The following is a 19,364-nucleotide window of genomic DNA, read 5'->3' on the forward strand; positions in this document are numbered from 1 at the left end:
TTGTTTTATGACCACGGATGCTTTCCAAGCTATCGCCGATGCCAACAGGCGCTATCTATTGGAAGAGTTGCGACGCCATCCCCGGACCGTCAATGAACTGGCCGCCGGCCTGCCGATCAGCCGTCCCGCGGTTTCCCAGCACCTCAAGGCGCTTCTCGAAAGCAATTTGGTGACGGTCAGCAGCCAGGGCACACGCCGGATCTACGCGATCAACACCGCCGGTTTCATGCATCTCAATCTCTGGATCGACCAGTTCTGGGATTGATCTCCCGTTGCAGCCTGCACCCGGCCGTGGCGATGCCGTCCCGGCTCGAATTCCGGTCACAAAAAAGGCGCGGGATGAAACCCCGCGCCGTGTCATCATGGTGTCACGCGAATCTGATCAATGCTGGGTCTCGGACCTGAGGCGGTTGATCTGATCCTTAAGGCGTAATTTGCGTCGTTTGATGTCAGCGATCATCTCGTCATGGACAGATGGCTGGGTTTGGACTGACCGAAGTTCAGCCTCCAGATCACCGTGCTTCTTTTCGAGTGTGGCAAGATGAGCATCAATCGACATGGGCGTCTCCTTTGTTGGGATGCGCCGGCGCCGGAACACCGGTGCAAATCACTTGTTGACGGCTGGAAGTGTGCCACGGCTTTTTCCTTTTGTCGAAGGTGATTTCTATCTGGGGATAACTTCCCGTTACACCTGTTTATGTGGTAGGAGCGCGGCAACGACAAAAAGGTCGGGCACGCGCCGACAGGATGAATAAGACGGGGAAACTGCATGTCCGATCAGGAACAGGCGGAATTGCGCATGTTGGTGGCACGGTTGCGCCATGAGCACGAGGACTTCGATGTCGCAATCAACGCCATGATCAAGGTGGGTTGTGACCAGCTGCGCATCCAACGCATGAAAAAGAAGAAACTTGCGATCAAGGACAAGATCAGCAAGATCGAAGACCAGATCATTCCCGACATCATAGCCTGACCTCGCGGAGCTGCGCATGACTGACAACCCGATTCCGAAGGTCGCCGTGATCATGGGGAGCCAGTCGGACTGGCCCACGATGAAACACGCCGCCGATACCCTGGCCGAGCTCGGCATTGCCCATCAGCCCCTCATCATCTCGGCGCACCGCACACCGGACCGCCTGGTTGCCTTTGCAAAAGGCGCCCGCGCCGACGGCTTCCAGGTGATCATTGCCGGAGCCGGGGGTGCTGCCCACCTGCCCGGCATGACCGCGGCCTTTACGCCGTTGCCGGTGTTCGGGGTTCCAGTCGAGTCCAAGGCGCTTTCGGGACAGGACAGCCTGCTCTCGATCGTGCAGATGCCCGCCGGCATCCCGGTCGGCACCCTGGCAATCGGCAAGGCAGGCGCGGTCAACGCCGCCCTGCTCGCCGCAAGCGTTCTGGCGCTCAATGATGCGGCGCTGGCTGACAGGCTCGATGACTGGCGCCAGGCCCGCACCGATGCCGTGGCCGACGCACCGGTCGATCAGCCATGAGCGCGCAGCCGCTGGCGCCGGGCGCCATGATCGGCATCATCGGCGGCGGCCAGCTTGGCCGGATGCTGGCGATGGCCGCAGCGCGCCTGGGCTACAAGACCATCATTCTCGAACCCGATATCCATGCGCCCGCCGCCCAGGTCGCCAACAGCCAGATTGTCGCAAGCTATGACGATCCGGAAGCCCTGGAGCAACTGGCCGAATTTTGTGACGTGGTCACCTATGAATTCGAGAACGTGCCGGTGGCAGCGGTTCAGTGGCTCGAAGCCCATGTCGCGGTCAGGCCGGGATCCAAGGCGCTGGAGGTGGCGCAGGACCGGCTGCTGGAAAAGACCATGGCGCGGGACCTCGGAGCCGAAACGGCCCTGTTCGCCGCAGTAGCGACCCGCTCCGAGCTGGACACGGCCATCACCACCACCGGGCTGCCGGCTGTGCTCAAGACCACCCGTCTGGGCTATGACGGCAAGGGCCAGGCCAAGCTGGTCAAGCCGGAAGACGCCGATCCCGCCTTGGCTGCAATGCACGGCCAGATGGCCATCCTCGAATCCTTCGTTCATTTCGATTGCGAAGTCTCGGTGATCGCCGCGCGCGGCCTGTCGGGTGAAGTTCGCGCCTTTGACGTCGCCGAAAATGTCCATCGCAACCATATCCTGCACACATCCACCGTGCCCTCGACGCTTGGAGCCGAAGCCCGCGCCGAGGCGATCAGGATCGCCGCCGCGATCGCCGGTCATCTGGAGTATGTCGGGGTGTTTGCCGTCGAATTCTTTGCCGTTCGCGATAGGGAGCGGCACCGGCTGCTTGTCAACGAGATTGCGCCGCGGGTTCACAATTCCGGTCACTGGACGGAAGCCGCCTGCGCCATTTCGCAATTCGAGCAGCATATTCGCGCCATCACCGGCCTTCCGCTGGGCGACCCCGCGCGGCATTCCGACTGCGTCATGGAAAACCTGATCGGCGACGACATCACCCGCGTGCCCGGCTTGGCGACCGAATCCGGCACCGTGTTGCATCTTTACGGCAAGTCCGACGCCCGCCCCGGCCGCAAGATGGGCCATGTCACCCGGATCAGCCCGCTGACATAGGCGCCAGGGGCCGGATTCAGGAGGGAAAAGGTCCCCCCGGAGTTGACAGCAAATGCCCAAGCGGCTACATGCGGTCCAACCGATGAGCGCGTCCCTTGGTGGCGCGTTTTTGTTTGAATGGGCAGCCTCTTTCGCCCGCATAACCCGCGGATCAGAACAATGAAGATCAAGAATTCGCTTAAATCGCTCAAAGCACGCCACCGCGACAACCGTCTGGTTCGCCGCAAGGGCCGCGTTTACATCATCAACAAGCAGAACCCGCGCTTCAAGGCTCGTCAGGGCTGAAGCAGCAGGTCGCTTTGCGATCACTGAAATTTGCATTTGATCTTTGGCGCAGACGGTCTAGTTTTCCGTCATGCGCCATTTTTCATTTTCAAGATTTTTGTTCCTGACCGTAGCTGTGGCCCTGTCCACGGCCATGGCCGGACATTCGGCTATGGCCCAGACCCGGCCCGAGCCGCTTCAATCGAGCGTCTCCGAGGCACCGGCAGACACGCTCGACAGCCTGTTTTCCCAGCTCAAGCGCACCCGCGACGCCAGGCAGGCCAAGCGAATCAGCGAGCGCATCTGGACACGCTGGCGCGATTCGGGAAGCGCCACCACCAACCTCCTGCTGCAATGGGCCGACAAGGCCATATCCGACCAGAAAAACGGGCTGGCGCTCGATCTGCTGGACCAGGTGATCGTGCTCAAACCGGATTTTGCCGAGGGCTGGAACCGGCGCGCCACGCTGCATTACATGATGGGCAATCATTCGAAATCGATGACCGACATCAACCGCGTGCTGGCGCTTGAACCCCGCCATTTCGGCGCCATCGCCGGCCTGGCCGCCATTCTCTCCGATTCCGGAAATGACGAGCTTGAGCTGCGCGCCTGGGAGCAGATGCTCGAGATCTACCCGGCTAATCACCAGGCCCAGGAGAAGGTCGCGGACCTGACCGACAAACTCACCGGCAGCAAGATCTGAGCTCCCCCTGAAACTTTTCTCTCTTGAAACAGTAGCGCATGAAAGGGCCTCCTGCCCTCGCCTTCAGCCAGATAGCGTCGCCCCTTGATGTTGCCCCACAGACCGATCCTCACCACCATGATCTATATTCTCGCCGCCCTGTTTCTGCTGATTGCCGGCCTTGCCATCTGGACCCGGATGAAGGCCCGCGAGATCGAGGCGCTCTATCCGCCGGTCGGCGAGATGATCGATGTCGGCGGGTACCGGCTTCACGCGGTCCACATTCCCCGCCCCGACACCGCCGACCTGCCGCCACTGGTGTTCATCCACGGCGCCAGCGGCAATCTCTTAGACCAGATGATCCCGTTCAGGCCGCAGCTCGAAGGCCGCGCCGAGATGCTGTTCATCGACCGGCCGGGCCATGGCTGGTCCGAGCGCGGCGATGCGGCCAATGATACGCCCGACGGTCAGGCCGCAGCCATCGTGCAGGCGATGCAGGCCAAGGGCATCTCCAAGGCGGTCATCATCGGCCATTCCTTCGGCGGAGCAATCGCGGCGAGCCTGGCGCTCGGCCATCCCGAGGCTGTTGCGGGCCTCGTGTTCCTGGCACCAGCGACACATCCCTGGCCCGGCGGCATTGCCTGGTATTACGGCCTGACCAGCACGCCGCTGATCGGCAAGCTGTTTGCCAATGTGCTGGCCCTCCCGGCGGGGCTGACACGGCTGGAAAGCGGCTCGGCCTGCGTCTTCGCCCCGAACCCGACACCCGCCGGCTACATATCTGAAACCGCACCGGCCCTGGTGCTCAGGCCACGGGCCTTTCGCTACAACGCCATCGATGTCTCGAACCTGAAGCCCTATGTCACGCGCATCGCCCCGCGCTACACCGAGATCACGGCGCCGACGGTGATTGTCACCGGCGACAGCGATGCGATTGTGCTGGCGCACATACATTCGGAAGGTCTGGCGCGGGATATCGAGGGAGCGGAACTGGTCTGGGTTCGCAATCTCGGGCACAAGCCTGATCACGTCACGACGACGCTTGCAGTCGCCGCCATCGAGAAGGTGTCCGGCCTCGAAGTGGATCTGCAGCAGGCTGCCGCGCGCGCCGAGACCGCGCTGGCCAATGACCATGCCAGCTGTCCCGGCGAAGTTTCCTCCGCCGGGTAAGGTTTTACAGGCTGATCCAAAGTCGCTCAGATGCCGGTCATGCCGTCAGAGCCGATATAGGCAATGCGCAGCATGTTGGTCGAACCGGGGGTTCCCAGTGGCACGCCAGCCGAAATGATGATGCGATCGCCCGGCTTGCCGAATTCCTCGCGGAACGCGATGCGGCAGGCGCGGTCGACCATGTCATCGAGATCGGTCGCATCATCGGTCACCACGCAATGCAGGCCCCAGACGACCGACAGCCGCCGTGCGGTCTGGATCACCGGTGACAGGGCAATGACCGGCACGTTCGGCCGTTCACGTGCCGAGCGCAGCCCGGTATTGCCGGACGAGGTGTAGCAAACAATCGCCGACAGATTGAGTGTTTCGGCGATTTGACGCGCCGCCAGCGAAATCGCATCGGCGCCGGTGGCGTCAGGCAGCGGGCGCTGGGAATAGATGATGCCGGGATAATTCGGATCACGCTCGACCTTGCGGGCAATCGAGGCCATCATCTGGACCGCTTCAACCGGATAGTCGCCGGCAGCGGATTCAGCCGACAGCATCACCGCATCGGCGCCTTCGAACACGGCCGTGGCCACATCGGACACTTCGGCGCGGGTTGGAACGGAGGCGGAAATCATCGATTCCAGCATCTGGGTCGCCACCACCACCGGCTTGCCGGCCTTGCGGCAGGCGCGGATAAGCTGCTTCTGGATGCCCGGCACCGATTCCACCGGCATTTCCACACCGAGGTCGCCGCGGGCCACCATCAGGGCGTCGGACAGTTCGATGATCTCGTTGATACGCTCGAGCGCCTGCGGCTTCTCGATCTTCGACATCAGCCCCACCCGGCCGCGCGCGATCTTGCGCACTTCCGCCAGATCTTCCGGCCGTTGAATGAACGACAGCGCCACCCAGTCGACATCGTCGACCGCCAGAACGGCGTCCAGATCGCTCCTGTCCTTCTCGGTCAGCGCTCCGCTTTCGAGCAGCGTGTCGGGCAGGCTGACGCCCTTCCGGTCGGAAATCTTGGTGCCGTTGACCACGGTGCAGGTGATCGAAGTCTTGTCGCTTTCAACAGCAATCAGCTGCAGCCGTCCGTCGTCGATCAGCAACCGGTGGCCCGGCTGTACCGCTTCGAGGATTTCAGGATGCGGCAGGAACACCCGCGTCGCGTCACCGGGAACATCCTTGTTGTCGAGCGTGAAGGTCTGGCCGGCAACGAGCGTCGCCGCGCCATCGGCAAATTTGCCCACCCGCAGCTTCGGGCCCTGCAGGTCGGCGAGAATGCCGATCGGGCGTCCGCATTCCTTTTCCACCGCGCGAATGCGGGAAACCAGTGTCCGCATCATCTCATGGGTCGAGTGACTCATGTTGATGCGAAACAGGTCTGCACCTGCCTCATGCAGTTTCTTGATCATCGCCTCCTCAGACGACGCTGGTCCGAGTGTGGCGAGAATTTTTACGTTGCGTAGCCGCTTCATCAATCTTGGCTTCCTGGCGCTTCCGGGGCATCCGACAGCTGGACCATCCAACTTCCCTGCCTTCCGGTATCGTATTCCTTGAATCCCACGCGCTGAAAGCCGCGCGCGAAACAGTCTTCGACCCCGACGATCCGGAATTCATTGTCAGCGACGCACATGTTGATGTCACCGCCCCAGCGGCCACCGCCGCCGGCATCCTCGGCATAGAGGTAATAATACCGCGACCGAATCTGACCTTCAATCAGCGTGGCGCAGGAATTGGCGGGAATCTGCCACCAGCCCTCCGTGACCCACCCCTCTTCGGTACGGTAACCGATCGCGCCCCCGACCAGGGACTGGGTGCCATTGCACACCCGGAAATCGGCTTTGGCCTCTCCCACGCCGGCAATCGCCAGCGCCCCGAGGGTCAGGGAAACGAGCGCAGCAAATTTGGCGATGGGGAAACAGGTTCGTGGCAACTCGCGAAACATCAATTCCGGTCAGTCTCCGCTAAAGGCATGTGCGTTGCTTTTTGCGCCGCGAGGCCGTGAAAGTCAACGAATGCAGCCCGACTAAAGTCGAGCTTCGCGCGCTTTCCCCGGCAATTATATGCCACGGGCGAGGAAAGACCGGATCGTGACGGTTGCCCGTGGGGAACGGCTGTGCAATTGATCGCGCGGTACCGTCCTTTCTGCACTCTGTTCAAAAATCTGCGATGTCCGGCTTCCAACCTTTTGAAATCATTCCCGGCGACCCGAGCCATTCACTGGTCCTGCTCGCCGATCATGCCATGAACCGCCTGCCCTCCGAATATGGCGATCTCGGCCTGCCCGCCGAGGCATTCGGCCGCCACATTGCCTATGATATCGGGGTCGAAGACGTCACCCGCGGACTGTGCGAACGGCTTGGCGTTCCGGCCGTGTTGGGGTGTTTTTCGCGGTTGCTGATCGATCCCAACCGCGGCGAGGACGATCCGACGCTGATCATGAAACTGTCCGACGGAATGGTCATACCCGCCAATCATCCGTTGGCCGAAGCAGAGCGCGAGCGCCGTCTCAACCTGTTCCACCGCCCCTATCATGACGCGGTCTCGACGGTGATTTCAGAAACATGGCGCAAGTCCCGCAAGCCGCCGCTGGTGGTTTCCGTGCATTCCTTCACCCATGCCTGGAAGGGTGTGCCAAGACCGTGGCACGCGGGCGTGCTGTGGGACACCGACCCCCGGGCGGCGCGGATGATGATAGAGCAGCTGGCGGCAGATCCGGCCCTGATCGTCGGCGACAATGAACCCTATGACGGCGCACTCAGGGGCGACACCATGCACCGGCATTGCTCGATGACCGGAATTGCCCATGCCCTGCTCGAGATCCGCCAGGATCTGATCGGCGATCAGGCCGGCGTCGAATCATGGGCCGACCGGCTGGCGCCGATCCTCGCCACGATGACCCGGCAGCCGGAACTGCACCAAATCGAATTGCACGGTTCCCGGGTGATTTGAGCGCATGATCCGGTAGCATCTCCACAGGATGTCGATTATTCAACCCCTATTCCGCAAACGCCCTTGACCCGACGGCCTCGTTTGGGCACTGAAGCGTCTTGCCATTGACCCCTCATCTGTCCTTTCAGGAGTGACCCCATGTCTGATGCCGGCGCCGTCGCCCGCGACCAGCTCCGTTCCTTTGTCGAGCGCATTGAACGGCTGGAAGAAGAAAAGAAAACCATCGCCGACGACATCAAGGATGTCTATGGCGAAGCCAAGTCAACCGGCTACGATGTCAAGGTTCTGCGCAAGGTCATCGCCATCCGCAAGCAGGATGCCAATGACCGGATGGAGCAGGAAGCCATTCTCGACACCTATCTGCATGCCCTCGGCATGGCTCCCGAGCCTGAAGACGCAAGCTGAGCCCTGCGCGCGACGCTTCGCGCACGCTGCAAGACCGTGACGCCATCATGGCCGCTCGATCGCGCTGATCGAGCGGCCATTTTCATGGTCATGTCCTGGAGTGTGGCGGGGCAGCCGGTACAGCCGGAAAAATCAGTTTCCGAAGCGGGCGACGGAGATGAAGTTGACCGCGGATCCGGTGAACTCGTTGTGCGGAAGATCGCCGCCTGGCGCAAAGGCATTGGCATAGACAACGGTCGGCGCGGCGCGCAACTGGTTGACGACAAACCGCCGTCCCTTGCCCGGCAAGGTCGACATCCTGTTCACCCGTTCCTGGGACAGCGCCCATGTCGAGATGATCGTGTCGGTCAGCTTCGGCTCGGTGCGGATCGCGCGTGGTTGCTGATCGACAACCGCGGTGGCGGTGGGCCGGTCACCCTTTCGGGATGCGGCCGCAGCGACAGAGGCTGCCTCAAGACGTGCGCCACGCTGCGCCGGGACCGGTACAGGCTCCAGCGATGCGAGTTCGATTGACGGACCACGGTCCCCGGTACGGTTGGCCGGCCTGCGGATCGGCAGCGGCACGAAATCATTATCTAGGGGCAATGGCACGCTCGCACCGGCAGCCGTGGCCGCTGCAGCAAGCTCAGGCTCTGGCGCCGGTGCCGGCACATCCGAAACAGGCTGCGCAGCATCGGCGAGCATCCGGGCTCTCAGGATATCGGGAACCGGCGGATTGGGAATCGCTAGGGCGGCGACCTCCACTGCAGGCGCCTCGGAGACATCCACAACCGGTTTTGGCGCAAGGGCGCGCTCGGCCAGCAGTTCCGGTATCGGCGCGCGAATTGAGGCCAGATCGATTTGCGCCGGCGGAAGCGTCGCAACATCCGCATTGGCGGCCGCAGCGAAGGCCTCGACCTCAGCCTGCGCCGGCAGCACCGGTTCCGGCGGGGCCAGCGCGGCCATCACCACCGGAGCCTCGGTTGTCGGCCGGGCGACGGGCATCGGTCCGCGGGCCGGAAGTGCGAAGGCCAGCTCGGCCGGCGGAGCATCTGCGGAGACGCCTGGCAGGGCCGCAATTTCGGTCTGCTTGGGCGCAGCCTTCGGAACCGGCGCTGCCGCGATTGCTTCTGGTTCCTCATCCTCGTCGCCGCCGCCAAACAAGGCTGCCAGCAATCCGCCCGAGCGCTTCTTGTCGGAGCCGGAGTCGCCGCCGCTGGTCGTCACGATGGCACCGCCGCGCCGCTTGTAGTCGGCCAGCGCGACCTGGTAGCCGGGAAGCGGCTTGCCGTCCGGCGGAAGATGCAGGGTCTTGCCGTCAGGAAACAGCTTGCTGAGCTCCTGACGGCTCATCCGCGGCCAGGCGCGCACGCTCGCCACATCGAGATGGACGAAAGGCGAACCGGATTTGGGATAATAGCCGACGCCGCCCCCCTGGATCTTCATGGCGGCACTGCGAAGCGTGGAGAGTTTCACGCCGGGAATGTAGAAATCCATGGCCTTGCCGACCATGTGCTGGCTTTTCTTGGCCTGACCGCCGCGGGTCCGGCGCAGCATGTCATTGGTGGCGGGAGACCGGTAGGCGGAAATCACGTTGATATAGTCGCGACCGCCGACCCGGTTGTAGACTTCCCAGACCAGATCAAACAGCCGCGGATCCATCTTGGTCGGCTCATTGCGGCGCCAGTCGCGCAAAAAACGGTTGAGTTTGTTCAAGCCGGCCTGATCATATTTGCCATTGCGCTTGAAAACGATCTCGGCCTTTTCCTTGGTGTGGATGTAGTAGAGTTTCAGCGAGCGGGTCTCGGCCGAAGCGCTGACGGTTGCCGCCAGCCCTGCAGACGCCGCGATCAATGCCAGCAGGCAGATCCGCAACGCCGCAAACAGCGCTGCCCTGTGCGACCGCGCCAGTATGCGCGCAACTGCCGACCATGCGGCCAGCGCCAAACCTGAATGTGTTGTCATTTTCGCCAAAGCTGTCCCCGAACGCCGGAAAACCGTGATCGATCATCATTTGATGACCAAATGCGGTGACACAATGGCAACACCTGCCATGTATCGCTGCGGCACAACTTATAGTGAATAATCACTTAACAAGGAATGAAGCAATTCGTCCGGAGAACAGCTTTTTTACTCCCGCAGGATCTTGGTTCAGGCGGCCTCGCGGTCCGGATCGTCGGGATTGATCGCGTAATCCTTGAGCTTGCGGTACAGCGTTGACCGGCCGATGCCGAGCCGCCGAGCCACTTCGCTCATCTGTCCGCGGTAAAACGAAAGCGCAAAACGGATGAGTTCTTCCTCGACCTCGGCAATCGGGCGCACTTCGCCCTCCGGCGTCACCGCGTTGACCGCAGGCACGCCGGCGCCCATCGGGGTGATCGGCGCCACGATGTCGGACGGTTCGAAACTCATCCGGTCGGCAGCCCGGGCCTGTTGCATCGGAGCCGCGACCGCGGTCCGCAGATCGGCCCACTCGGTCGGCTCCGGCTCATTGTCCGATGGCGAAAGCCGGTAACCGGGCACCTGGGCGGCAATCTGTGGAAACAGATCCACCGTCAGCGTGTCGCCGTCGCACAGCACAATCGCCCGGTGCATGGCATTTTCGAGCTCGCGGATATTGCCCGGCCAGTCATGTGCCGTCAGCAGCGCCATGGCATCCGGCGCGACGCTGCGCGCGCGGTTGCCGCCGATCGCATTCGAGAACCGTTTGGCGAAATGCCGCACCAGTTGCGGAATGTCTTCCTTGCGCTTGCGCAGCGCCGGGACATGGATCGGGAACACATTGAGCCGGTAATACAGATCCTCGCGGAACCGTCCTGCCTTGACCTCCGCGATCAGGTCCTTGTTGGTTGCCGAAATCAGGCGGATATCCACCTTCCTCGACAGCCGCGCGCCAACGGTCTCGATCTCGCCCAGTTGCACCGCGCGCAGCAGCTTGACCTGGATTTCCGGCGGAAGCTCTCCGATTTCATCGAGAAACAGCGTGCCGCCATCGGCTTCGGCAAACTTGCCGGCGTGGCGTTCATTGGCGCCGGTGAACGCGCCTTTCTCGTGACCGAACAGGATGCTTTCGACCAGGTTTTCGGGGATGGCACCGCAATTGACGGTGACGAATGGCTTGTTGCGCCGGCTGCTTTCCGCCTGGATGGCGTGGGCGATCATTTCCTTGCCGACGCCGGATTCGCCTTCCAGCACGACCGGAATGATCGATGCTGCCGCACGGCGGCCGAGCGAAATCACCCGTTCCATCGCCGGGCTGGCGGCAACGATATCCTGGAACCCGGTGTCCTTGCGCGACGGCCTGGGCACTGCGCCGATCCGGGAAGCCTTGAGAGCATTGGCAAGCGACAGCCCAAGCCGTTCGGGCGAGACAGGCTTGACCACGAAATCGAATGCGCCTGCGCGCATGGCCTTGACCACGGTCTCGATGCCGCCCTGGCCGGTCTGCACGATGATCGGAACGGAAATGCCTGCAGCATGCATGCGATCGAGCATTTCCAGGCCACCCATTTCGGGCATCATCAGGTCGAGCACCACCGCATCGATGTTCTGCTCGGGGCTGGTCAACCGGGCGAGCGCCGTGCGCCCGTCCTCAAACAGTTCGGTCTCGTACCCGCAACGTTCAGCCGCGGCCTTGAGCAGGCGACGCTGAACCGGATCGTCATCGACTATTAAAACACGATTGGACAAGGGTCTTGCTTCCTCACTCCCGATGATGCGGGCAACGCACTTTGGTTAGGACCCGAGGTTGCCAGAAAAGGCTGAAAAACGGATTTCGAGAAATGTTTGCATTTTAATCGTCGCTGCCAGTAAAACCGGATTACAGCTTCGCGATCCCGATTTTGAAAGTGAGTGCCTTCATGCCGAATTCAGTTCTGGGCCCTATGCCCGTCCACGCGCCCGCGACGTCCGGTGGACAGGATGCCGCCCTGGGTCAGTTGCCCGGATGGAACCTCGATGATCTCTACACCGGACCCGAAGCGCCCGAATTCAAATCCGATCTCGCCGAGGCGCTGAGCCGCGCCGAGGCATTCGAAGCGCGCTGGAAGGGCCGGATCACCGAGGCTGCAAGGACCTCCGGCGATGAAGGTCTGGGTGCGGCGATCGAGACCTATGAACAGCTCGAGGAACTGATGGGCCGCATCATTTCCTACGCCGGGCTGGCCTATTTCACCGACACCTCCGACACCAAGATCGCCAAATTCTACGGCGACGTGCAAAGCGCGATGACCGATGCCAGCGCCCATCTGCTGTTCTTCGGGCTGGAGCTCAACCGCATCGAGGATTCGGTGATCGAGGACAGTCTGAGCCGCGATCCCCGCGCCGCACGCTACACGCCCTGGATCCACGATCTGCGGCTCGACCGGCCCTACCAGCTCGAAGACCGCATCGAGCAATTGTTCCACGAAAAATCGATGACCGGCCACGCCGCCTGGAACCGGCTGTTCGACGAAACCATGGGCAGCCTCGAATTCACCATTGACGATCAGGCGCTTCCGCTGGAAGTGACGCTGTCGATGCTGCAGAATTCCGACGGCGCCAAGCGCAAGAAAGCCGGCCTGGCGCTGGCCGCCACCTTCAAGGAAAATCTGCGCACCTTCACGCTGATCACCAATACGCTGGCCAAGGACAAGGAAATCTCCGACCGCTGGCGCGGGTTCGAGGACATTGCCGACAGCCGCCATCTGGCCAACCGGGTCGAACGGCCGGTGGTCGACGCGCTGGCCCAGGCTGTCCGCGAGGCGGCGCCGCGTCTGTCGCACCGCTACTACGCGATGAAAGCCCGCTGGCTCGGGCTGGAAAAGCTCGAGTTCTGGGACCGCAACGCGCCGCTGCCCGAAACCCCGAGCGAGACCATTTCCTGGGATGAGGCCAAGAACACGGTGCTGTCGGCCTATCATGGCTTCGCCCCCGAAATGGCCGATATCGCCCGCCGGTTCTTTGACGAACGCTGGATCGACGCCCCCAGCCGTCCGGGCAAGATGTCGGGCGCTTTCGCCCATCCCACCGTGCCTTCGGTCCACCCCTATGTGCTGGTCAACTATCTGGGCAAGCCACGCGACGTGATGACATTGGCTCACGAGCTCGGCCATGGCGTGCACCAGGTGCTGGCCGCGGACCAGGGCGCGCTGATGTCATCGACACCGCTCACCCTTGCCGAGACAGCCTCGGTGTTCGGCGAGATGCTGACCTTCCGCGCGCTTCTCGAACGCACCACCGACCGCCGCGAGCGCAAGGCCATGCTGGCTCAGAAGGTGGAGGACATGATCAACACCGTGGTCCGCCAGATCGCGTTTTATGAATTCGAGCGCCGGGTCCACACCGCGCGGCGCGAAGGCGAGCTGACCTCGGAACAGCTCGGCCAGCTCTGGCTGGATGTCCAGTCCGAAAGCCTCGGACCTGCGGTTGAACTGTCGGACGGTTACGAGACCTTCTGGGCCTATATCCCGCATTTCATCCACTCGCCGTTCTATGTCTACGCCTACGCATTCGGCGATTGCCTGGTCAATTCCCTTTACTCGGTCTACGAAAAATCGCCCGAGCAGTTCCACGACCGCTATTTCGACATGCTCAAGGCCGGCGGCACCAAACATCACTCCGAACTGCTGCTGCCCTTCGGGCTCGACGCCTCCGATCCCGGCTTCTGGAACCAGGGTCTGTCGATGATCGAGGGCCTGATCGACGAACTGGAGGCGATGGACAGCTGAGCATCTGATTTCGCTTTATTGTAACAACAAAGTATGATTTACGCCGCCGCTACCGCCGCAGACGGCTGCAGCGCTTGTTAATGGAGCGAATGGCATGACCCAGCAGGATTATCCCGTCTATGGCGAGATCACCGGACCGATCGTATTGATCGGCTTCGGTTCGATCGGGCGTGGCACGCTGCCGCTGATCGAGCGTCACTTCAAGTTCGACAAGAGCCGGATGGTCGTCATCGACCCGCGTGATGACGCCGATGACATGGAAATCCTTGCCCAGCATGGCATCCGCCACATCAAGGCGCATGTCACCGGGGACAATTACAAGGACCTGCTCAAGCCGCTGCTGACCGAAGGCGATGGCCAGGGCTTCTGTGTCAATCTCTCGGTCGACACCGGTTCCGTCGACCTGATCAAGCTCTGCCGCAAGCTCGACGTGCTCTACATCGACACGGTGATCGAGCCATGGCTCGGCTTCTATTTCGACAAGAGCATGAAGAACTCCGAGCGCACCAATTATGCGCTGCGCGAGACCCTGCGCCATGAGAAGAACAAGAATCCCGGCGGAACCACCGCCGTCTCCACCTGCGGCGCCAATCCGGGCATGGTGTCCTGGTTCGTCAAGCAGGCGCTGGTCAATCTTGCCAGGGACCTGGACATCAAGTTCGACGAGCCCGACCAGAACGACCGCGAAGGCTGGGCCAAGCTGATGAAAAAGGCCGGCGTCAAGGGCGTCCACATCGCCGAGCGCGACACCCAGCTGACCAAGAATCCCAAGCCGCTCAATGTGTTCTGGAACACCTGGTCGGCGGAAGGCTTCATCTCCGAAGGCCTGCAGCCGGCGGAACTCGGCTGGGGCACCCATGAAAACTGGATGCCGAAAAACGCCAAGAAGCACAAGAAGGGCTGCAAGGCCGCCATCTATCTCGAGCAGCCGGGCGCCAACACCCGCGTGCGCACCTGGTGCCCGACACCGGGCCCGCAATACGGCTTCCTCGTCACCCACAACGAGTCGATCTCGATTGCCGACTTTTTCACGGTCCGCAACAAGGACGGCGACATCACCTATCGCCCGACCTGCCATTACGCCTATCACCCGGCCAATGACGCGGTTCTGTCGCTGCATGAAATGTTCGGCAATGGCGGCACCCAGCAGCCAGTGCTGCACGTGCTTGACGAGCACGAGCTGGTCGAGGGTCTCGATGAGCTCGGCGTGCTGCTCTATGGTCACGACAAGAATGCCTACTGGTACGGCTCGCGCCTGTCGCTGGAAGAGACCCGCCGCCTGGCCCCCTACCAGAACGCCACCGGCATGCAGGTGACCTCGGCGGTTCTGGCCGGCATGGTCTGGGCGCTCGAAAACCCCAAATCCGGCATCGTCGAGGCCGACGAGGTCGACTACAAGCGCTGCCTCGAAGTGCAGAAGCCCTATCTCGGCCCGGTCGAGGGCCATTACACCGACTGGACGCCGCTGACCGGCCGTCCCGGCCTGTTCCCGGAAGACATCGACGAGTCCGACCCGTGGCAGTTCCGCAATGTGCTGGTGCGTTAGACCGGCCACACAGGAGACAAACCGGACCGGCCGTCAGGCCGGCCGGACTGCCGTTGCCTTGCTTTCGCCGCGTGGTCGCGGCATTGTTGAAACCTTAGAATCGTATCTGCCATAGCTCGAGGGGAGCACCGCGCCATGAAACTGCACCGCATCATCGCCATCGGCGCGCTTGCCGGCCTTTTGGCCGCCTGCCAGTCACCCTCCTACAGCCCGCGTCCTATCGCGGTCCAGCCTCAGGGCATCGAAGGCCAGTGGGTTGATCCCAACGGCATCATTTCGAGCTTTTCGGCCGGCCGGTTCGAGACCCGCACCACCGACACCAATTCGCTGCTGGCGGAAGGATCCTACCGTCACATCTCCGACCAGATGGTCGAGATTGAGCTGACCTCGTTGCTGCGCCAGACCACATCGCGGGTCAATTGCGCGCTTGCCGGATCGTCCCAGCTCAACTGCACATCTTCGACCGGCGCGCAGTTCACCTTGGTACGCCGCGTCTAGGCCACTGCAGGGCCGGACTGAACCATAGGGCGTTCCAAGCAAGCACAGGCCGCACCGATGACCAGCCATTTCGACGATCGCGAAACCCGCACGCCTGACAGGCGCGAACGGGAAACCTTCGAAAGCCTGCGGACATTGCTCGAGCGCAGCCACAAGCGGCTGCCTGCGCTTGATGCCTGGCTCGGACATCCCGACCCGACAGCCCTTGTGGACCGGGCCGCGCTGGCGAAACTTCCGGTCCTGCGCAAGCCCGACCTGATGCAGATGCAGGAGGCCAGCCCGCCTTTTGGCGGTCTTGCCGATCCCGACGCCCTGAAGGGCAACCGCGTGTTCATGTCGCCCGGACCTGTCTGGGAGCCGCAGGGGCTGGGCATCGACCCCTGGGCCTCGGCCCGCGCCCTGTTTGCCGCGGGCTTCCGCTCCGGCGACGTCGTGCACAATGCGCTCGCATACCACATGACCCCGGGCGGGTTTATCCTCGACGAAGGCGCCCGGGCGCTGGGATGCCTGGTCTTTCCCGCCGGCGCAGGCAACACCGAAGCCCAGATCGACGCCATGGTCCGGCTCAAGCCATCGGGCTTCACCGGCACGCCGGACTATCTCAAGATCATCCTCGAAAAGGCCGACGAACTGGGCCACGACGTCTCCTCAATCAAGCGCGCACTGGTCTCTGGCGGCGCGCTGTTTCCGTCCCTGCGGCAATATTACGCTGACCGGCAGGTCTCGGTGCTACAGTGCTATGCGACAGCGGATCTCGGTGTCATCGCCTATGAGAGCGCCGACGCCGAGGGCGGCTTCCATCCCGGCATGATCGTCAATGAAGCAATCATCGTCGAAATCGTCCGTCCCGGCACCAATGATCCGGTGCCCGAGGGCGAAGTCGGCGAACTGGTCGTCACCACCCTCAATCCCGGCTATCCGCTGATCCGTTTCGGCACCGGCGATCTGTCTGCAATCCTGCCGGGCCAGTCGCCCTGTGGCCGCACAGGGCCGCGAATTCAGGGCTGGATGGGCCGCGCCGACCAGCGCACCAAGATCAAGGGCATGTTCGTCGACCCCAAACAGGTGGCCGAGCTTCTCAGGGCGCATCCGGACATCGCCCGCGCCCGGCTGGTCGTCAGCCGCGCCAGCGACGCCGACATGATGACGCTGATGGTCGAACCGGCACCGGGCGCAACACCGGACACAGCCGCAATCGAAGCAACATTGACGGCGCTGACCAAGCTGCGCGGCAAGGTCGAGATTGCAGCCTCGGCAAGCCTTCCCAATGACGGCAAGGTGATCGCCGACGAGCGTGATTATTCCGCTTGAAAACCGCTGGAAACAGAGCCGCCCCGCCGCTTGGCTCTTGATGTTGTCCGCCGATAATGAAACCATCACCCAAAGCCTCTGGCAAGCTCCGCACATGGGGATTGCCAACAGGGTCAGAGCACCAAAACAGGGAGCCATTCCATGAACACACTCATCAAACGGGCGCTTTTGTCCGCGTCCATACTGGGCCTGAGCTCAGGCGCGGCCTTTGCCGATTACACGCTGAACATCCTGCATATCAATGACTGGCACAGCCGCATTGAATCCAACAACAAATATGAATCCACCTGTTCGGCAGAAGATGAGACCGAAGGCAAGTGCTTTGGCGGCGCCGCACGTCTGGTGACAGCCATCGCCGACCGTCGTTCCGCGCTCGACGGCAGCAATGTGCTGCTGCTCAATGGTGGCGACAACTTCCAAGGCTCGCTGTTTTACACCACCTACAAGGGCACCGTCGAAGCCGAGTTTCTCAATCTGATGAAGTTCGACGCCATGACCGTGGGCAACCACGAGTTTGATGACGGCGAGGAAGCTCTGGTTCCGTTTCTCGACGTGATCGAATTTCCGGTGCTTTCGGCCAATGTCGCAGCCAGCGCCTCCTCCAAGGTCGGCGACCGGATCAAGCCGTCCATCGTCCTTGAGGTCGGTGGCGAGAAGATCGGCATCATCGGTGCGGTCACCAACGACACTCCCGACATTGCCTCTCCCGGCCCCAATATCCTGATTGCCGACGACATCCAGACAATCACCGCCGAGGTCGAGAAGCTGCAGGCGCAAGGCATCAACAAGATCATCGCGCTGACCCATGTCGGCTATCCGCGCGACAAGGAATTGATTGCGAAGATCCCGGGCGTCGATGTCGTTGTCGGCGGTCACTCGCACTCGCTGCTGTCCAACACCGACGACAAGGCCGAAGGGCCTTATCCGACGATGATCGACAACCCGGACGGTTACAAGGTTCCGGTCACCCAGGCCGCGTCCTACTCGAAATATCTCGGCGAATTCACCGTGACCTTCGATGACAACGGCATCGTCAAGGAAGCCAAGGGCGATCCGCTGCTGCTCGACAGCTCGATCACCCCCGATGAAGGCGTGCTGGCACGCATCAAGGAACTCGGCGCACCGATCGAGGAACTGAAGACACGTCTGGTCTCCTCCACTACCGCACCGATCGACGGCGGCCGCGACACCTGCCGCGCCGGCGAATGCGAAATGGGCAACCTGGTGGCGGACGCGATGATCGACCGGGTCGGCGATCAGGGCGTGACCATCGCCATCCAGAACGGCGGCGGTCTGCGCGCCTCCATCGATGCCGGTGAAATCTCCATGGGCGAAGTGCTCTCGGTGCTGCCGTTCCAGAACACGCTGGCCACATTCGAGATGAAGGGTGCCGACATTGTCTCTGCCCTCGAAAACGGCGTCAGCCAGATCGAGGATGGCGGCGGTCGTTTCGCACAGGTCGCGGGTCTTCGCTACACCTTCGACAAGAACGCCGAGGCCGGCTCGCGGATCGTCTCCGTCGAAGTCAAGTCGGGTGACGGCTTCGAACCCATCGATCCCGATGCCGTCTATGGCGTGGCCACCAACAACTACATGCGTGGCGGCGGCGATGGCTATTCCATCTTCGCGTCCGCCGGTATGAACGCCTATGACTTCGGCCCCGGCCTTGAACAGGTGGTTGCCGACTATCTGGCCAAGAACAACCCCTACACACCCTACACCGATGGCCGGGTGGTGGCCGCAGCAACCGAAATGGCGCCAGCCGCCGAACCTGAGGCGGAAGCGGCTCCGGCTGCCGAGGCAGCGGCACCTGCGGCAGAAACAGCTCCTGCTGCAGAGGCTGCACCTGCAGCAGAAACCGCCGCGGAACCGGCGATTGAAATGACCCCCGGCACGGCGCCGGTTCAGGTTCCCGAGCCGCTCGCAGGCTTCAAGGATCTCAGCAATTCCGCTCCGGTGATTGCCGAGGAGGCCAAGCCCGCCGAAGATGCGGCCATGACCAAGGAGGCGCCTGCAGCCACCGACGCCGCCATGCCGGCCGAGCAACATGTCGTTGCTGCCGGCGACACATTGTGGGATCTCGCCAAGACCTATTATGGCGATGGCGCAATGTGGACGAAGATTGCCGAAGCCAATGCATCCGCAACGGCCACGGACCTGACGATCGGATCCACCCTGACTATCCCCGCCAAGTAGGGTATTCCATCACGCGATTTGCAAGGGCCCGGTTCTTCCGGGCCCTTTTGCGTTGGAGCAAGCGCATGCACGGGAATTAGCCGCACC

General features: G+C 62.3%; 19 protein-coding genes. 14 read left to right on the plus strand and 5 right to left on the minus strand.

Translation table 11 applies throughout. The features are described from left to right. The first annotated feature begins 7 nt into the window (after nucleotides 1-7). Entirely contained in the window at nucleotides 8-265 is a 258-nt protein-coding gene (locus OEG82_RS21335) for an ArsR/SmtB family transcription factor (RefSeq protein ID WP_267614353.1), read from the plus strand. A gap of 117 nt (nucleotides 266-382) precedes the next feature. On the opposite strand, the gene OEG82_RS21340 is transcribed toward OEG82_RS21335, so the two are convergent. Beyond that, on the minus strand, nucleotides 383-559 hold the full coding sequence (locus OEG82_RS21340; protein ID WP_267614354.1) for a YdcH family protein: 177 nt from the start codon (nucleotides 557-559) through the stop codon (nucleotides 383-385). 210 nt (nucleotides 560-769) lie between these two features. Between OEG82_RS21340 and OEG82_RS21345 the strand changes: the two genes are divergently transcribed. From OEG82_RS21345 to OEG82_RS21370, 6 genes are all read left to right on the plus strand, one after another. Continuing rightward, nucleotides 770-973 (plus strand): YdcH family protein, encoded by a 204-nt coding sequence (locus OEG82_RS21345; protein ID WP_267614355.1) that lies wholly within the window; start codon nucleotides 770-772, stop codon nucleotides 971-973. Between the two features lie 16 nt (nucleotides 974-989). Next, nucleotides 990-1,490 (plus strand): 5-(carboxyamino)imidazole ribonucleotide mutase, encoded by a 501-nt coding sequence (purE, locus tag OEG82_RS21350; protein WP_267614356.1) that lies wholly within the window; start codon nucleotides 990-992, stop codon nucleotides 1,488-1,490. Next, nucleotides 1,487-2,575, plus strand: a complete 1,089-nt coding sequence (locus OEG82_RS21355) for a 5-(carboxyamino)imidazole ribonucleotide synthase (protein ID WP_267614357.1) — start codon at nucleotides 1,487-1,489, stop codon at nucleotides 2,573-2,575. Before purE ends, OEG82_RS21355 begins: the two co-directional genes overlap by 4 nt. A gap of 159 nt (nucleotides 2,576-2,734) precedes the next feature. Next, nucleotides 2,735-2,860, plus strand: a complete 126-nt coding sequence (gene ykgO, locus OEG82_RS21360; protein WP_045649046.1) for a type B 50S ribosomal protein L36 — start codon at nucleotides 2,735-2,737, stop codon at nucleotides 2,858-2,860. A gap of 70 nt (nucleotides 2,861-2,930) precedes the next feature. Beyond that, nucleotides 2,931-3,542, plus strand: coding sequence for a tetratricopeptide repeat protein (locus OEG82_RS21365; protein ID WP_425497610.1), 612 nt, complete (start codon nucleotides 2,931-2,933; stop codon nucleotides 3,540-3,542). Between the two features lie 87 nt (nucleotides 3,543-3,629). Continuing rightward, the gene (locus OEG82_RS21370) at nucleotides 3,630-4,691 is read left to right on the plus strand and encodes an alpha/beta fold hydrolase (RefSeq protein WP_425497611.1); all 1,062 of its coding nucleotides are present in this window, start codon (nucleotides 3,630-3,632) and stop codon (nucleotides 4,689-4,691) included. Between the two features lie 26 nt (nucleotides 4,692-4,717). Here the strand turns inward: OEG82_RS21370 and pyk are convergent, their stop codons facing one another. Together pyk and OEG82_RS21380 are read right to left on the minus strand one after the other, a co-directional pair. Next, a complete protein-coding gene (gene pyk / locus OEG82_RS21375) occupies nucleotides 4,718-6,157 on the minus strand; it encodes a pyruvate kinase (RefSeq protein WP_267614359.1) in 1,440 nt (479 codons plus the stop codon). Further along, nucleotides 6,157-6,627 carry a DUF1036 domain-containing protein gene (locus tag OEG82_RS21380; RefSeq protein ID WP_267615037.1) on the minus strand — a complete coding sequence of 157 codons (471 nt, stop codon included), beginning with the start codon at nucleotides 6,625-6,627 and terminating at the stop codon, nucleotides 6,157-6,159. The genes pyk and OEG82_RS21380 overlap by 1 nt, the downstream gene beginning before the upstream one ends. Before the next feature lie 224 nt (nucleotides 6,628-6,851). On the opposite strand from OEG82_RS21380, the gene OEG82_RS21385 reads away from it, so the two are divergent. Beyond that, nucleotides 6,852-7,634 (plus strand): N-formylglutamate amidohydrolase, encoded by a 783-nt coding sequence (locus OEG82_RS21385; protein WP_267614360.1) that lies wholly within the window; start codon nucleotides 6,852-6,854, stop codon nucleotides 7,632-7,634. 138 nt (nucleotides 7,635-7,772) lie between these two features. Continuing rightward, complete coding sequence (locus OEG82_RS21390) at nucleotides 7,773-8,039, plus strand: DUF2312 domain-containing protein (RefSeq protein WP_267614361.1); 267 nt, start codon at nucleotides 7,773-7,775, stop codon at nucleotides 8,037-8,039. Nucleotides 8,040-8,171: 132 nt separating this feature from the next. Here the strand turns inward: OEG82_RS21390 and OEG82_RS21395 are convergent, their stop codons facing one another. Next, nucleotides 8,172-9,983 (minus strand): peptidoglycan L,D-endopeptidase MepK, encoded by a 1,812-nt coding sequence (locus tag OEG82_RS21395; RefSeq protein ID WP_267614362.1) that lies wholly within the window; start codon nucleotides 9,981-9,983, stop codon nucleotides 8,172-8,174. 186 nt (nucleotides 9,984-10,169) lie between these two features. After that, nucleotides 10,170-11,708 carry a sigma-54-dependent transcriptional regulator gene (locus tag OEG82_RS21400; RefSeq protein ID WP_267614363.1) on the minus strand — a complete coding sequence of 513 codons (1,539 nt, stop codon included), beginning with the start codon at nucleotides 11,706-11,708 and terminating at the stop codon, nucleotides 10,170-10,172. 194 nt (nucleotides 11,709-11,902) lie between these two features. On the opposite strand from OEG82_RS21400, the gene OEG82_RS21405 reads away from it, so the two are divergent. The 5 genes from OEG82_RS21405 to OEG82_RS21425 all read left to right on the plus strand — a co-directional run bounded on the left by OEG82_RS21405 (nucleotide 11,903) and on the right by OEG82_RS21425 (nucleotide 19,277). Beyond that, nucleotides 11,903-13,726: a M3 family oligoendopeptidase gene (locus OEG82_RS21405; RefSeq protein ID WP_267615038.1), complete on the plus strand. Its 1,824-nt coding sequence runs from the start codon at nucleotides 11,903-11,905 to the stop codon at nucleotides 13,724-13,726. Between the two features lie 94 nt (nucleotides 13,727-13,820). Then, nucleotides 13,821-15,272 carry a homospermidine synthase gene (locus tag OEG82_RS21410; protein ID WP_267614364.1) on the plus strand — a complete coding sequence of 484 codons (1,452 nt, stop codon included), beginning with the start codon at nucleotides 13,821-13,823 and terminating at the stop codon, nucleotides 15,270-15,272. Nucleotides 15,273-15,407: 135 nt separating this feature from the next. Continuing rightward, nucleotides 15,408-15,770, plus strand: coding sequence for an outer membrane lipoprotein Omp10 (gene omp10, locus OEG82_RS21415; protein WP_267614365.1), 363 nt, complete (start codon nucleotides 15,408-15,410; stop codon nucleotides 15,768-15,770). A gap of 57 nt (nucleotides 15,771-15,827) precedes the next feature. Continuing rightward, the gene (locus tag OEG82_RS21420; protein ID WP_267614366.1) at nucleotides 15,828-17,081 is read left to right on the plus strand and encodes a phenylacetate--CoA ligase family protein; all 1,254 of its coding nucleotides are present in this window, start codon (nucleotides 15,828-15,830) and stop codon (nucleotides 17,079-17,081) included. A 141-nt stretch (nucleotides 17,082-17,222) separates the two neighbouring features. After that, complete coding sequence (locus tag OEG82_RS21425) at nucleotides 17,223-19,277, plus strand: 5'-nucleotidase C-terminal domain-containing protein (RefSeq protein WP_267614367.1); 2,055 nt, start codon at nucleotides 17,223-17,225, stop codon at nucleotides 19,275-19,277. The last annotated feature ends 87 nt before the right edge of the window (nucleotides 19,278-19,364 follow it).

It is taken from the genome of Hoeflea ulvae, assembly GCF_026619435.1.
GTDB lineage: Bacteria > Pseudomonadota > Alphaproteobacteria > Rhizobiales > Rhizobiaceae > Hoeflea > Hoeflea ulvae.